13 protein-coding genes and 3 tRNA genes are annotated in these 14990 nt (G+C 59.9%); 8 read left to right on the top strand and 8 right to left on the bottom strand.

Annotated features, from left to right (window positions below; all coding sequences use genetic code 11):
• Positions 1-139: 139 nt before the first annotated feature.
• Positions 140-1162, bottom strand: coding sequence for an Ldh family oxidoreductase (locus RGV06_RS24715; protein ID WP_322151676.1), 1023 nt, complete (start codon positions 1160-1162; stop codon positions 140-142).
• A 132-nt stretch (positions 1163-1294) separates the two neighbouring features.
• On the opposite strand from RGV06_RS24715, the gene RGV06_RS24710 reads away from it, so the two are divergent.
• From RGV06_RS24710 to RGV06_RS24685, 6 genes are all read left to right on the top strand, one after another.
• Complete coding sequence (locus RGV06_RS24710) at positions 1295-2170, top strand: MurR/RpiR family transcriptional regulator (protein ID WP_019829057.1); 876 nt, start codon at positions 1295-1297, stop codon at positions 2168-2170.
• Positions 2171-2183: 13 nt separating this feature from the next.
• Positions 2184-2939 (top strand): transporter substrate-binding domain-containing protein, encoded by a 756-nt coding sequence (locus RGV06_RS24705; protein ID WP_019829056.1) that lies wholly within the window; start codon positions 2184-2186, stop codon positions 2937-2939.
• 104 nt (positions 2940-3043) lie between these two features.
• Complete coding sequence (locus tag RGV06_RS24700; protein ID WP_046810349.1) at positions 3044-3763, top strand: ABC transporter permease; 720 nt, start codon at positions 3044-3046, stop codon at positions 3761-3763.
• Complete coding sequence (locus RGV06_RS24695) at positions 3760-4470, top strand: ABC transporter permease (RefSeq protein ID WP_019829054.1); 711 nt, start codon at positions 3760-3762, stop codon at positions 4468-4470. Before RGV06_RS24700 ends, RGV06_RS24695 begins: the two co-directional genes overlap by 4 nt.
• A gap of 49 nt (positions 4471-4519) precedes the next feature.
• Positions 4520-5761: an NAD(P)/FAD-dependent oxidoreductase gene (locus RGV06_RS24690; protein ID WP_046810350.1), complete on the top strand. Its 1242-nt coding sequence runs from the start codon at positions 4520-4522 to the stop codon at positions 5759-5761.
• A 16-nt stretch (positions 5762-5777) separates the two neighbouring features.
• On the top strand, positions 5778-6563 hold the full coding sequence (locus RGV06_RS24685; protein WP_257622807.1) for an amino acid ABC transporter ATP-binding protein: 786 nt from the start codon (positions 5778-5780) through the stop codon (positions 6561-6563).
• Between the two features lie 114 nt (positions 6564-6677).
• Here RGV06_RS24685 and RGV06_RS24680 read toward each other — a convergent pair whose 3' ends face one another.
• A complete protein-coding gene (locus RGV06_RS24680; RefSeq protein WP_322151674.1) occupies positions 6678-8714 on the bottom strand; it encodes an NADPH-dependent 2,4-dienoyl-CoA reductase in 2037 nt (678 codons plus the stop codon).
• 211 nt (positions 8715-8925) lie between these two features.
• On the opposite strand from RGV06_RS24680, the gene RGV06_RS24675 reads away from it, so the two are divergent.
• Together RGV06_RS24675 and RGV06_RS24670 are read left to right on the top strand one after the other, a co-directional pair.
• Positions 8926-10056, top strand: coding sequence for a carbon-nitrogen hydrolase family protein (locus RGV06_RS24675; RefSeq protein WP_322151672.1), 1131 nt, complete (start codon positions 8926-8928; stop codon positions 10054-10056).
• Between the two features lie 4 nt (positions 10057-10060).
• Positions 10061-11101 carry an AraC family transcriptional regulator gene (locus RGV06_RS24670; RefSeq protein ID WP_019829047.1) on the top strand — a complete coding sequence of 347 codons (1041 nt, stop codon included), beginning with the start codon at positions 10061-10063 and terminating at the stop codon, positions 11099-11101.
• Positions 11102-11339: 238 nt separating this feature from the next.
• Here RGV06_RS24670 and RGV06_RS24665 read toward each other — a convergent pair whose 3' ends face one another.
• From RGV06_RS24665 to RGV06_RS24640, 6 genes are all read right to left on the bottom strand, one after another.
• The gene (locus RGV06_RS24665) at positions 11340-12191 is read right to left on the bottom strand and encodes a DUF2242 domain-containing protein (protein WP_046810352.1); all 852 of its coding nucleotides are present in this window, start codon (positions 12189-12191) and stop codon (positions 11340-11342) included.
• Between the two features lie 302 nt (positions 12192-12493).
• A tRNA-Asp gene (locus tag RGV06_RS24660) sits at positions 12494-12570 on the bottom strand.
• 101 nt (positions 12571-12671) lie between these two features.
• Positions 12672-12748, bottom strand: a tRNA-Asp gene (locus RGV06_RS24655).
• A 55-nt stretch (positions 12749-12803) separates the two neighbouring features.
• Positions 12804-12879: transfer RNA gene (locus RGV06_RS24650), tRNA-Val, on the bottom strand.
• Positions 12880-12987: 108 nt separating this feature from the next.
• On the bottom strand, positions 12988-13755 hold the full coding sequence (locus RGV06_RS24645) for an SDR family oxidoreductase (RefSeq protein WP_019829044.1): 768 nt from the start codon (positions 13753-13755) through the stop codon (positions 12988-12990).
• 8 nt (positions 13756-13763) lie between these two features.
• The gene (locus tag RGV06_RS24640; RefSeq protein ID WP_322151668.1) at positions 13764-14975 is read right to left on the bottom strand and encodes an O-succinylhomoserine sulfhydrylase; all 1212 of its coding nucleotides are present in this window, start codon (positions 14973-14975) and stop codon (positions 13764-13766) included.
• Between the last annotated feature and the right edge of the window lie 15 nt (positions 14976-14990).

The following is a 14990-nucleotide window of genomic DNA, read 5'->3' as shown; positions in this document are numbered from 1 at the left end:
CCTGCTCGCGATTCATGCGCCGCGGTGGGTCCGAACAATCACTGTGCTGCCTTCGCGAACGGGCTCGCTCCCACAAGGGCGCTTTAGTGAGCCCCAAGAAGCTCACACAATCCGGCGAGCAGGCTCGCTCCTACGCGGCTTACCCCGCCAGCTCACGCAACTTGGTCAACTCTTCAGCGCCCAGCGGGATGCCTTCGTCCAATGATTTCGCACGCTCGATAAAGCGGCGATCGCCGGGCATGCGCTCAAGGCCCACGGCGTGCATCTGACGCACCAGTTCTGCGCTGCGCTGGGCAAAACTGTTGCCGCCGGATTTACTCGGGTCGATCACGATCAGCAATTGACCGGTCCACGGAGTTTGCGCACCGGGGTGCTTGGACCAGTCGAACTCAAACGAGAAATTACCTCCGGTCAGGGCCGCTGCCAGCAACTCGACCATCATCGAGAGCGCCGAGCCCTTGTGCCCGCCAAATGGCAGCAAGGCACCGCCGTCGAGAATGGCTTTAGGGTCTTCAGTCGGCTCACCCTGTTTGTCCACCCCCATACCGGCAGGCAGCTGATGGCCCTTGCGAGCGGCAATTTGCACATCGCCGTGGGCAATGGCGCTGGTCGCCAGATCGAATACGATCGGATGACCCTCGGCACGGGGCGCCGCAAAGGCAATCGGGTTGGTGCCAAACAGGGGCTTTTGCGCACCGTGGGGCACCACGCAGGTCATGCTGTTGACCACGCTCAACGCCACCAGGCCTTCTTCGGCAAACGGCTCCACGTCCGGCCAAAGCGCAGCAAAGTGGTGGGAGTTACGAATCGCCAGTACTGCTATCCCGGCACTGCGGGCTTTTTCGACCAGCAATTGACGGGCGGCTGCCAACGCAGGTTGGGCAAAGCCACCGGCCGCGTCCACCCGGATAAAACCCGAGGCAACATCCTCCACGACGGGAACAGCCTGGCCATCAACCCAGCTACTGGCCAGCGAAGACAGGTAGCCCGGAATGCGGAACACACCGTGGCTGTACGAGCCGTCGCGCTGAGCCCGGGCGCAGTTGTCAGCCAATACCTGAGCCACCGCTTGCGAGGTGCCGTGACGTTCAAAAATTTTTTGCAGCAAGGCGGTCAATTCAGCGAGGGAAAGCGACTGGGTGGAGGTGACGGGCTGGGACATTCTGGCGCTCCAATCTGATTATTTTTGTCTGTGGCAAACTATCCTTGGGTGACAGTTCTCTGTCAATTGTTGACTTAATGACAGAAAACATTCACTTTCTGCAACGCGCTGAAATAAAAACAGGAAGCAGTCGTGAGCCAGCCGATTAAACAACGCCTTGAAAGCAGTCTGTCAACCGCCGCACCTTCGGGTCGGGCGATTGCCAGCTATATGCTGGCCAATTTGTACGAGCTGCCCTTTCAGACCGCCGCTGACATCGCCAGCAAACTGGGGGTCAGCGAATCCAGTGTCGGGCGCTTTTGCCGCTCCCTGGGCTACAGCCATTTCAAGGATTTGAAAAACGATCTCAAGGACGACCTGGGCGATGGCCCGTGGCTGGTCGGTGATCGCCTGCAAGAATTCCGCCAGCAATCGAGCCAGAGCCCGCAGGCATTGCCGCGCAGTTTTGAGCTTGAAGTCGGTGCGCTGGTCAAGGTCTATGAATACAGCCTTACGCCTGAGTGGCGTGCCGTCAGTCAGCGCCTGGCCACGCGGCGCAAGGTGTTTGTGGCAGGGTTCCAGACCGAGCGCGGGATCGCCGCCTCCATGGTGCATTTGCTGCAATACCTGCGCGATGGCGTGCAACTGGTCGACGGTGCCGCCGGGCATTACGCCGACGTGCTGCTATGCCCTGCACAAGACTGCGCGCTGGTGGTGTTTGAAGCCAGACGCTACTCGCGCCATGCCCAGCTGTTGTGCCGCAAGGCACGTGAAGCAGGGATTGAGGTCACGCTCATCACCGATACCTTCTGCGACTGGGCTGACCAGAGCGCTAATGAAGTGTTTCGCGTGCCCACCGAATTCAACCTGTTCTGGGAGTCCACCTCGGCAATGCTGTCGCTGGTGCATCTGCTGATCAATGAAGTGTGCAAACAACTGGGGCCGGACGTTGAGAAGCGTCTTGAGGCAACCGCGGCCTTACACAATGAGTTCGTGGGCTACACATCCTCACCCGGATCAAAACAATAAAACGAGGTGCTAGATGAAATACGTCATTCGCTTTGCAAGTGCATGTGCACTCGTGGCCGCCGTTGCAGCCAACGCGCACGCCGACACGCTGACTATCGCCACCGAAGGCGCCTACCCTCCATTCAACACCACCAACTCCGACGGCACGGTATCGGGCTTTGACGTCGACATCACCAATGCCCTGTGCGAACGCATGAACGCGCAGTGCAAGATCGTTGCCCAGGACTGGGACGGCATAATTCCGGGGCTGATGGCGAAAAAGTACGATGCCATCGTGGCGTCGATGATCGTGACCGATGAACGCAAAAAGAAAATTGCGTTTACCAATCACTACTACCGCACCCCGCTGTCGATCGCCGTACCCAAAGACTCTGACATCACCGATGCCCAGATCAACTTCAAGGGCCGCACCATCGGTGCCCAGGGCGCAGCGACCCAAGGTATCTACGCCGAAGATCACTACGAGAAAGCCGGCGCCAAACTCAACCTGTACCCGACGCTTGATGAAGCCAACGCCGAACTGAAAAACGGCCGCGTCGATGCCGTCATTGCCGACAAGTTCCCGCTGCTGGAATGGATCAACAAGGCCAGCGACGACTGCTGCAAGATCATCGGTGACGTCAATGGCACCAATGCCGATGCGGCCATTGCCGTGCGCCAGGACGACAACGCCCTGCGCGAGCGCTTCAACAAGGCGCTGGATGAAATCGTGGCTGATGGCACTTATAAAAAGATCTCCAGCAAGTACTTCGACTTCGACATTTACTGAGTCGCCCGCCCTCGTTTGAGGGCTTCCCTGCCAATGACCCTGCCCTGCGCACTTAAGGTGCGCAGCGGCTGAATTTCGGCCCAATTTTGCCCGGGGATTCGAGCATGCTCGATCAACTCTCACTTCTTTCTTTCGCCAGTGGCGGCTGGGGCTCGGCTTTGCTCGCAGGCGCCATGGTGACCATTGCCCTGGCCTTGAGCTGCCTGCCTATCGGTTTACCTCTGGGCCTGGCCGTGGCGGTAGCGGCACGCTCTAAAAACCGCTGGGTGCGGGCGTGGGCAACCACGTTCTCCACCGTATTCCGTGGCTTGCCGGAACTGCTGACGCTGCTGATCATTTACTACGGTTGCCAGATCGCCGCGCAAAAGATCCTCGCCATGATGGGCTACGACGCACAGGTCACGATCAATACCTTCGTGGCCGCGATGGTCGCCTTCAGCCTTGTGTTTGCCGCCTTCTCCAGCGAGATCTGGCTGGGTGCGTTCAAAACCATCCCCAAAGGCCAGTTCGAAGCCGCCTCGGCTCTGGGCCTGAGCAAATTCACCACCTTTCGCAAGGTCGTGCTGCCACAACTGGCACGCATCGCCCTGCCCGGCCTGTCCAACAACTGGCTGTCACTGCTCAAGGACACCTCGCTGGTGTCGACCATTTCCCTGGTGGACTTGATGCGCCAGACCAACCTGGCGGTCAGCGTCACCAAAGACCCGATGCTGTTCTACAGCGTCGCGTGCCTGGGCTATCTGTTTTTCTCGGCGATTTCCGGGCGGCTGTTTGCCTTCCTTGAACGCTACTTCAGCCGCCATCAACGGAGCGCGCAGCCATGAGTCTGGCGGATCTGCAAAACATGTTTCTCAACCCCGACCTGCTTGAACGCTACGGCCCGCGCTTTATCGACGGGCTGCTGGTGACGGGCAAGCTGGTGGCGATTTCGTTCACCCTCGGCGCCCTGCTCGGCTTGCTGATTGCCCTGGGCCGTCTGTCCAGCAACCGCTTTTTGCGCAGCTTTACCGGCGCCTACGTGTACTTCTTCCGGGGCTCGCCGCTGCTGGCACAACTGTTTTTGCTGTACTACGGTCTCGGCTCGTTCAAGGGCTTCTGGCAAGACGTGGGTTTGTGGTGGTTTTTCCGCGATGCCTGGTTCTGCACGCTGCTGGCCTTCACCCTTAACACGGCGGCGTATCAGGCCGAGATCCTGCGTGGCAGCATCTTGTCCGTGGCCCAGGGCCAGCGTGAAGCCTGCAAGGCGCTGAACTTGTCGCGCTGGACCGCCTTTCGCAAGATCGTGCTGCCGCAATCGCTGCTGGTCGCCATCGGCCCGTTGGGCAATGAGCTGATCCTGATGATCAAGGCCAGTGCCATTGCGTCGCTGGTGACCATTTACGACTTGATGGGCGTCACCAAAATGGCGTTCTCGCGCAGCTTCGACTTCCAGGTGTACCTGTGGGCCGCCGTGCTGTATCTGCTGATCGTGGAAGTGGTACGACGCAGTCTGAAGCTGATCGAAGGCCGTCTCGGCCGCCATTTGCAGTAAGCCCATTGTTCGGGCTGCGAACACGGCCCCCCGTTTTAAGGATTTGTTTATGCACTGCGACACTATCGTTCTGGGAGCCGGCATCGTCGGCGTCAGTACCGCGTTGCAACTCCAGGCCCGCGGGCGCAGCGTTGTGCTGCTCGACCGCGCAACGCCCGGCAGCGGCACCAGCCACGGCAATGCCGGGCTGATCGAGCGCGCCAGCGTGATCCCTTACTCGTTCCCCCGTGAAATTTCGCGTTTGCTGCGCTATGGCCTCAATCAGCAATCCGATGTGCGCTACAGCCTCAAGCACCTGCCAAAGGCCGGGCCGTGGCTGTTGAAATACTGGCAGCAGTCCGGCCCCAAGGAACTGGCCAAGGCCACCCGGGCCATGCTGCCGCTGATTGAAAAATGCGTGAGTGAGCACGACCTGCTGGCCGAGCCTGCGGGCGTGACTGAACTGATCGACGACAGCGGCTGGATCGAGGTGTATCGCACCCCGGCCGATTTCGACAAAGCCCAGCGCGACGCCGCGGCCTTGAGCGAATACAAGCTCAACTACCGCGTGCTCGGCGAGCAGCAAGTGCACGCTCTGGAGCCGGGCCTGCACACCGATGTCATCGGCGGCATTCACTGGCTGGACCCCAAGACCGTGAGCGATCCCGGCGGCTTGACCCGTGGTTACGCCGAACTGTTCATCAAGCGCGGCGGCACGTTCGTGACCGGTAATGCCACCAGCCTGCGGGCAACGGCCGGACAGTGGCAGGTCGAAAGCCAAAAAGGCCTGATTGTCGGCAATGAAGTGGTGGTAGCACTCGGGCCACAAGCACGAGAAATTTTCGAACCCCTGGGCTATCGCATCCCCCTGGCAATCAAGCGCGGCTACCACATGCATTACGCGGCCAAGGACGGTCAGACCATGCAGCACCCGATTCTCGATTCGGTGGGCGGCTATGTGCTGGCGCCGATGGTTGGGGGTATCCGCCTGACCACAGGTATCGAGTTCGCTGACAGCGATGACCCGATCAACGAAATCCAGTTGCGCCGCTGCGAAGAGCGGGCCCAGCGCCTGTATCCGCTGGGCAAGCGGGTCGATGCCGAGCCCTGGCTCGGCCGCCGCCCTTGCCTGCCGGACATGTGCCCGGTCATCGGCCCGGGCAGTCGCCACAAGGGCCTGTGGTTCAACTTTGGCCACGCCCACCACGGCCTGACCCTGGGTCCGGTCAGCGGTCGCCTGCTGGCCGAGATGATGACCGGCGAAACACCTTTCACCGACCCTGCGCCCTACAGCGCCGAGCGTTTTCACTGATCACTGGAGACACACCATGCACGCACAACCTGCTTACGTTCACCCTGTGTCGCCAGTCACTGACACCCGCAAGGTAGTGGTGGATATCGCCGGACTGAACAAGTACTACAGCGCCTTTCACGTACTCAAGGGCATCGACCTGAAAGTCCGCGAAGGAGAACGCATCGTGCTGTGCGGCCCGTCCGGCTCCGGCAAATCGACCTTGATCCGCTGCATCAACCGCCTGGAAATCGCCGAACAGGGTCGCATCCTGATCAACGATACCGACCTGTCCCTGCCCACCCGTGAAGCGAGCAAGGTGCGCAGCGAAATCGGCATGGTGTTTCAACACTTCAACCTGTTCCCGCACATGAGCGTGATCGATAACTGCATCCTGGCGCCGATGTCGGTGCGCGGTTTGTCGCGCAAGAAGGCGATCGAACTGGCGCAGCATTTTTTGACCAAGGTCGGGATTGCCAGTCAGGCGGACAAATACCCGAGCCAGTTGTCGGGTGGCCAGCAGCAACGCGTCGCAATCGCCCGTGCGCTGTGCATGGAGCCAAAAATCATGCTGTTCGATGAGCCCACGTCGGCGCTGGACCCGGAAATGGTCAGTGAAGTGCTGGACGTGATGGTCAATCTGGCAGGCAGCGGCATGACGATGCTGTGCGTGACCCACGAAATGGGCTTTGCCCGTCAGGTGGCCGAGCGGGTGTTGTTTCTGGATGGCGGAATGGTGATCGAGGACTCGCCACCTGAAGAGTTCTTCAACGCGCCGAAAAGCCCGCGGGCCAAGGCGTTTTTAGCGCAGATCGTGCACTAGACACCACCCTGTGGGAGCGGGCTTGCTCGCGATCAAGGCGCCGCGGTATTGAAGTTGAACCGCGTCGATCCAATCGCGAGCAAGCCCGCTCCCACAAAGGGCCCAGGCGGGAGCCTAGAGCTGCGCCGCCAATCTTGACCCCTGATTAATCGCACGCTTGGCATCCAGTTCGGCTGCCACGTCGGCACCACCAATCAAATGCACGCTCTGCCCGGCAGCGACCAGACCGTCCTGCAACTCTCGCAGCGGGTCTTGCCCGGCGCAGATCACAATGTTGTCCACCGGCAATACCTGCGGCTCACCCTCGCCAATTCGAATGTGCAGCCCTGCATCGTCGATGCTCAGGTATTCAACGCTGTTGAGCATCTGCACCTGCTTGTTTTTAAGGCCCGCACGGTGAATCCAGCCGGTGGTCTTGCCCAGGCCGTCACCCACCTTGCTGGCTTTGCGTTGCAGCAGGAATACTTGACGCGCCGGGGCATGCACTTCGGGTTTGATCCCGGCAACGCCGCCGCGGGCTTGCAGTGCAGTATCGATGCCCCACTCTTTCCAGAACGCTTCCCGGTCCTGGCTGGTGGAGACGCCCTGATGCACCAGAAACTCGGACACATCGAAGCCGATCCCGCCTGCACCAATCACTGCAACTTTGCTGCCCACTGGTTTGCGACCCAGGATGACATCCAGATAGCTCAGCACCTTGGGGTTGTCGATACCCGCAATTGCAGGAGTGCGCGGCGCAATCCCGGTGGCCAGGATGATTTCGTCAAACCGGCCTTCGATCAACTGCTGTACTTCCACACGGGTGTTCAGGCACACCTCGACACCGGTGGTTTGCAGCTTGCGCTTGAAGTAGCGCAGGGTTTCGAAGAACTCTTCCTTGCCCGGCACACGCTTGGCCACATTGAACTGGCCGCCAATCTCGCTCGCCGAATCATACAGCGTGACCTCATGCCCGCGCTCTGCCGCCACTGTGGCTGCCGATAGTCCGGCGGGGCCGGCACCCACCACAGCGATTTTTTTAACCGCAATAGTGGGCAGGTAGTTGAGTTCAGTTTCGTGGCAGGCTCGGGGGTTGACCAGGCAACTGGTGAGTTTGCCGCCAAAGGTGTGATCCAGGCAGGCCTGGTTGCAGCCGATGCAGGTGTTGATCTCGTCACTGCGCCCCGCAGCCGCCTTGTTCACGAACTCCGGATCGGCCAGGAACGGACGGGCCATGGACACCATGTCAGCGTCACCTTCGGCAAGGATCTGCTCGGCGATTTCCGGGGTATTGATGCGGTTGGTGGTAATCAGGGGCACGCTGACCGAGCCACGCAGCTTGGCCGTAACCTTGCTGAATGCGGCACGGGGCACTTTGGTCGCAATGGTCGGAATTCGTGCTTCGTGCCAGCCGATTCCGGTGTTGATCAAGGTTGCACCAGCAGATTCGACGGCCTTGGCCAGCAGGACGATTTCTTCCCAGACGCTACCGCCTGCTACCAGGTCGAGCATCGACAGACGGTAAATGATGATGAAGTTCGGGCCTACGGCTTCACGCACGCGGCGCACGATTTCCACCGGCAGGCGCATGCGGTTTTCGTAGCTGCCGCCCCAGCGGTCAGTGCGCTGGTTGGTGTGCGCCGCGAGGAACTGGTTAATCAGGTAGCCTTCGGAGCCCATGATCTCGACACCGTCATACCCGGCACTCTGGGCCAGTTTGGCGCAGGTCACGAAATCGCTGATCTGCTTTTCGATGCCCTCTTCATCCAGTTCCTTGGGCGTGAACGGGTTGATCGGCGCCTGAATCGCACTCGGCGCCACCTGACGCGGGCTGTAGGCATAGCGCCCGGCGTGGAGGATCTGCAGACAGATCTTGCCGCCGGCATCGTGTACCGCACGGGTTACAACAACGTGCTTTTCGGCCTCATCAACCGTGCTCAGCTTGGCCGCGCCACTGTACACACCGCCCTCGTCGTTGGGCGCAATGCCGCCGGTCACGATCAAACCCACACCGCCTTTGGCCCGCTCGGCAAAATAGGCCGCCATGCGCTCGAAGCCACCGGGCTTTTCTTCGAGGCCGGTGTGCATCGAACCCATCAGGCTGCGGTTGCGCAAGGTGGTAAAACCCAGATCCAGCGGGGCCAGTAAATGCGGGTAGTGAGTGGCAGTCATCAGTAAGCTCCACAGCGGGCTAAATCACGGAACGCGGGATGCTCTGCGGCTCCCGTCGTCTAATCAGAGGCACAGTAAAGACTCAAACGACCCCACTCAATGACCCAAAGTTACAAATTATTAACCCAAATGAGCAGGCCCCCTTGGCAAGCCTGCAAGCGCCGCCTACCCTAGGCGTCGAATTCCGCTGAAAGCTGTCTGTTCTATTTCTATGCGCAAACTTATTGGCTGCACCTTATTGATCGCCCTGGTCGCCGCTGCCGGCGGCTATGCCTACTGGGCCGCGCAACGCGACGTCGGTCATTATTTGTCAGATTTACGTGTGGAGCTGACCCTCAACGAGGGTGTCGACCAAGGCCGGGGCAACCTGCTTGGCATCGAGCCAGACCTCACACCACGCGACTATCAAAGCCTGGCACTGGTCCACCTCAAGCTTGCCTCTTATCTCAATACCGCTCGCGATGCAGGCTTGCTCAATGACAAGACCGTCGTGGTGCTGCCAGAACATATCGGTTCGTGGCTGGTGTTTCGCGGTGAAAAAAACGAGCTGTATCAGGCGGCCAACCTGAATGAAGCCATGCGCTGGCTGGCGCTAAGCAACCCGTTGGCCTTTGCCAATGCCTGGCTTCGTGCTGACGGTGAAAGCCGGATCAACGATGCTCACCTGCGCATGAAAGCCAGCAGCATGGCGGCCGATTACCAGACCTTGTTTGGCGGCCTGGCCAAAGAGTTCGGTGTCACCCTGGTGGCCGGGAGCATCGCCCTTCCTGCCCCTCGTATCGAGAATGGCAAGCTGCTGCCCGGCACTGGCCCGCTGTACAACAGCAGCGTGGTCTTCGGCAGCGACGGCGCAGCACTGGGCACTCCCCAACGCCAGTTGCTGCCCACCTATGAAGAGCAAAGCTATATTCAGCCCAGCCCCGACCATGAGTTGAATGTGGTTGATACCCCGGCCGGACGCCTGGGTATTTTGATCGGCAGCGACAGCTGGTATCCCGAGAATTACCGAACGCTGAACGAAAAAGGCGCGCAACTGATCGCTGTACCCGCGTTCATCGTGGGCAAAACCACGTGGGATAAACCCTGGGGCGGTTATAAAAGCGTGTCGACGCCCAGCGAAATCAGCCTCAAGCCCGGCGAATTGACCGAAGGCGACGCCTGGCATCGCCTGACCCTGATCAGCAGCCTGCCCATCAGCACGGCCCAAGCCGGTGTCACCGTGTTCTTGCGCGGCAAGTTCTGGGACAAACACAGCACCGGCCTGGGCTTTATCAGCCGCAACGGTCAGACCAGCCCGGATCAGCCCGGAACCGGGGCGCGGCTGCTGAACCTCTGGTTGTAGCGCGATGAAACCGCTGCCGATGCGTTTGGGCGATCTTTCGGTCGGGTTTGTGCAGGCCCTGGCCGACGCCGTTCACAGCTGCGGCAAAGACCCTGCGCCGTTGCTCGAACAGTTCGGCCTTGACCCGGCCCGCCTGGCCCAGCCATTGGCGCGCCTGTCTATACCGCGCTACATGCGCCTGGGACACGCGGCAATTGCCCTGACCGGCGACCCGGCACTGGGCTTGCGCATGGGTCAGCTAAGCCGCTTGAGCCAGGTCGGGCTGGCCGGCGTCACCGCAGCCCAGGCTCCCACAGTACGGGAAGCGGCACGCACCCTGATTCGCTTTGAGGCCCTGTACGGCTCCAACTATCGCGGGCAATCGAGCTTTCATGAAGACGCTCAGGGTGCCTGGCTGCGGTTTTACTCCATCAGCCCATACAACGCCTACAACCGCTTTGTGGTGGACTCGATCATTGCCGGCTGGTTGCAACACCTGTCATCGGTCGCGGCCTGCCCATTGACCTGTGAACAGATCGACATTGAGTTCAGTGAACCTGACTACGCGCAGCGTTACAGCGCGCTGGACAGCTCGACGATCCAGTTTCGCGCCGAGACCAATCAGCTGCGCCTGAACCATGCCACGCTCGACCTGCGCAACCCGCAGCACTGCCCCAGTACCTGGGCTTACCTGTTGCAGTTGTGCGAGCGCGAACTGGAACAACTGACCCGCACCCGCAGCCTGCGCGAACGCATCACACAAATGCTTGGGCCTTTGCTCAATGGCGGTCGTGAACCCGACCTGGAAGAAGTGGCGGCGCGTCTGAAGCTGCCGACCTGGACGTTGAGGCGCAAGCTCACGGAAGAAGGTACGCAGTTTCGCGCCATTCTCAACGACACGCGCCGCGACCTCGCCATGACCTATATCCGCGATACGGAATTGGCCTTTGGCGAGATTGCCTATTTGTTGGGGTTTGCCTCAGCCGAGGCGTTTCAGAGGGCTTTCAAGCGCTGGAACGCGCAGACGCCGGGAGAATACCGGCGCCGTCAACGCCAATCTGCGTAAACGTGCCTGGAGCTCAAAGCTCGGTGGCATCGTCAGCAGGTTCAAGCGGGTCCAGCTCAAAAGCCTGATACTCAAGCAGCTCTTCCTGATAGTCGTCCATTGCAGCATCCCTTTTCAGTCTGTTTGTTTAAGTCATGCCTGAGCATAAAGTGCCCGCATGAAGGAAAAATGACACCTTCGCGGACACTGTCACAACACATTTATAAACGTAGCAGAGCTTTTGAGAATTACCGCACGGTTATTGAGCCGGCAACGGCTCTACTGCAGCAGGTAGAGGCGTGATCGCAGGTTCGCTCTGTGGCGTTACCGGCTTGGCCGGCTCAGGCTGTTCAGTGGCCGGCTTGATCTCAGGCTCTACCGCCGCCGGGACCGCCGGGACTTCAACCGGGGAAATAGGCTCGACCTCTACCGGTGGCACGACAGGCTCACTCACAGCCTCGACAGCAGGTACTGGCTGCTCAGTGGCAGGTGCAACGGCTTCAACCTTTGCAGGCGCTGCCTCTGGCACTCCCAGGTCAGGCTTGGGTGTTTGCGGGGCAGGTACTGCCTTTTCCACTTCTTTGGGCTTGGGCAAAAACGCTTCAACCAGCGTGAAGAAACGGTCGTAGAACTGAGGCGAAGACACCGTCTCGCTGGCGACCTTGACCATTGAGTCATCGGTGGAGCCAATTGGCATCGACACCGAACCCAGCACACCTACCCCCAGACTCGCTGAGTTGTTTACCTTCTTCAGCGCATAGCGATCCTGCAGGGCATTGGCAAACATGGTGGCGTGATGCTCGGAACCGCCATCGTCGGCGCACACAATGTTAAAGCTGATCTCCAGGTGGCTTTCGCCCGTTTGCTGGAAGCTCTTGTGCCCGCTGATGATTTTCGGATCGCTGCTGGTGATGATGTAACCCTGGCTGAGCAAGGCGCGGCGTGCGGCCTCACAGGAGGTTTTGTCGGTTACCGGGTAATTACGCGAGAACGTACCGGAATCATCGAAACTTTCATGTTCGTAGATCGCTGTCTTCTTCGATGAGCAACCTGCGAGTCCAGCCAGCACAAGGGCGACTACTACGGCACGCACGGGGAATGACATAAGCATTAATGATCCTGAAGAGAACGGTACGGGGCGTATTGTGCATCAAGTCGTGATAATCAAGGGCAGTTTGTCGCGCCTGATCGGGGTCTGAAGACCCGGGCGACCTCACTGCAGGAGCGAACCGGCTCACGAAGGTGCCAAGAGCTTCGCGGTTATCCGGCGAGTACACGCTATCGCCCAGTATCTTCGCGAGCAGGCTCGCTCCCACAGTCGTTGGGAGTTTGCAAAATTCCAGGCACAAAAAAAGCGACCCTAAGGTCGCTTTCTTTGCAGCTACAGAGAGTTCAAGGGCTCTGAAGCAAATATGGCGCAGCGGACGGGACTCGAACCCGCGACCCCCGGCGTGACAGGCCGGTATTCTAACCGACTGAACTACCGCTGCGTATCGCTCGGACTTGCGTCCGTTTGAAACTTTTAAACCTGTGACTGAAGAGCTTCGGTGCTTTTCAATCGCAAACCAGGCGAACCTGATTTGTACAAAAATGGCGCAGCGGACGGGACTCGAACCCGCGACCCCCGGCGTGACAGGCCGGTATTCTAACCGACTGAACTACCGCTGCGCGTCGGTGGTTGTTCTTTTCAGAACGACCTTTCTCTTGCGAGAATCTCAAGAAGTGGTGGGTGATGACGGGATCGAACCGCCGACCCTCTGCTTGTAAGGCAGATGCTCTCCCAGCTGAGCTAATCACCCTTTGCTTCGTTGAGGCCGCGAAATTTACGCATCTATCGAAGCTAAGTCAAGGACAAGATTGAGTTTTTTTCAAAATAAGCAAAAATAGTGGCCACCCTGCAGCGAGGCTTACTCGCTGTAGATCATCTTCTTGCTCATGCCCCCGTCAACCACAAACTCCTGACCCGTCACAAACCCGGCATTACGTGACAGTAACCAGGCAACCATCGCCGCCACGTCTTCCACGGTCCCTGCCCGGCCAGCCGGGTGCTGAGCGTGATCGGCGGCTGTCAGCGGCTCTGCACGCCTCACAGAGGGGTCTCGGGCATCAATCCAGCCCGGACTTACCGCATTGACCCGAACCTGCGGTCCAAGGCTGATGGCCAGCGCATGAGTCAACGCCAGCAAACCGCCCTTGCTCGCCACGTAAGCCTCGGTATCGGGCTCCGACTGGCGGGCGCGGGTGGAAGCCAGATTGACGATCGAACCATTGTGCGCACGAAGATACGGCGCGCAATGCTTGGCCAATAGCATGGGCCCGGTCAGGTTGACCGCCAGAACGCGATTCCAGCGCTCCAGGCTGAGGCTTTCCAGGCCCATGTTGTGCGGGTCCGCAATCGCGGCATTGCACACCAGTCCGTCCAGTCGACCAAACTGGCCAAGGACTTGCGCGACACACTGGATGACATCGGCCTCGACCGACACATCCATGGTCACGAACCAGGCGCTTTCGCCCAGCGCCTTGGCTACCCTGGAACCCCGGGCGCGATCAATGTCGGTCAACACCACTTGCCAACCTTCACTGACCAGCCAGGCAGCAATACCCAAGCCAATGCCCCGCGCAGCGCCAGTCACCAGCGCTACGCGGCCATTACCGCCAACCGGTGCTTCGTGCATCCCGTCACTCACAGCGCAGCCAGACCTCGAGCAAGATCGGTTTGCAAGTCGGCGACATCTTCAAGACCGACCGCAATGCGGATCAAGCTATCGCGAATACCCGCCGCTTCACGCTCTTGGGGCGCCAGACGGCCATGGGAGGTCGTCGCCGGATGGGTAATCGTGGTTTTGCTGTCGCCCAGGTTAGCGGTGATCGAGATCAGGCGGGTTGCGTCGATAAAGCGCCACGCGCCCTCTTTGCCACCTTTGACCTCAAAGCTGACCACAGCTCCAAAACCGCGCTGCTGACGCTGAGCCAGTTCGTATTGCGGATGGCTCTTGAGACCGGCGTAGTGGACCTTTTCAACCCCGTCCTGCTGCTCCAGCCACTCAGCCAGCGCCTGGGCGCTGGCGCAGTGAGCACGCATGCGCAGGTTCAGGGTTTCGAGACCCTTGAGGAAGATCCATGCATTGAACGGGCTCAGGGTCGGCCCGGCAGTGCGCAAGAAGCCGACGATTTCTTTCATCTGCTCGCCACGACCGGCAACCACACCGCCCATGCAACGACCCTGGCCGTCGATAAACTTGGTGGCCGAATGCACAACGATGTCGGCACCCAGCTTAAGCGGTTGCTGCAAGGCTGGCGTACAGAAGCAGTTGTCGACCACCAGCAGCGCGCCTTTGGCGTGTGCAATCTCCGCCAGGGCAGCAATGTCTACCAGTTCGGCCAGCGGGTTGGACGGCGACTCGACAAACAGCAACTTGGTGTTGGGCTTGATAGCTGCGTCCCAGCCAGCCAGTTCGGCCAGCGGCACGTAATCGACCTGCACACCAAATCGCTTGAAGTACTTTTCAAACAGGCTGATGGTCGAACCGAACACGCTGCGCGATACCAGAATATGGTCGCCGGCGCTGCACAGGCTCATGACCACCGACAAAATGGCCGCCATGCCGGTGGCAGTCGCCACGGCCTGCTCGGCACCTTCAAGGGCAACAATGCGCTCTTCGAAGGCACGGACAGTGGGGTTGGTGTAACGAGAGTAAACGTTGCCTGCCACTTCCCCCGAGAACCGCGCTGCCGCGTCAGCCGCCGTGCGGAACACGTAGCTGGAGGTCAGGAACATTGCATCACCATGCTCGCCTTCAGGCGTACGGTGCTGGCCAGCACGCACAGCCAAGGTGTCGAACGCTACGCCCTCAAGGTCGCTGTCCAGCCGACCCGCATCCCAATCCTGACTCATGCTGCCCACTCCTTG

This window comes from Pseudomonas sp. CCI3.1 (assembly GCF_034313985.1).
Lineage (GTDB): Bacteria > Pseudomonadota > Gammaproteobacteria > Pseudomonadales > Pseudomonadaceae > Aquipseudomonas > Aquipseudomonas psychrophila.
This window is presented reverse-complemented; position numbering and strand designations above follow the sequence as displayed.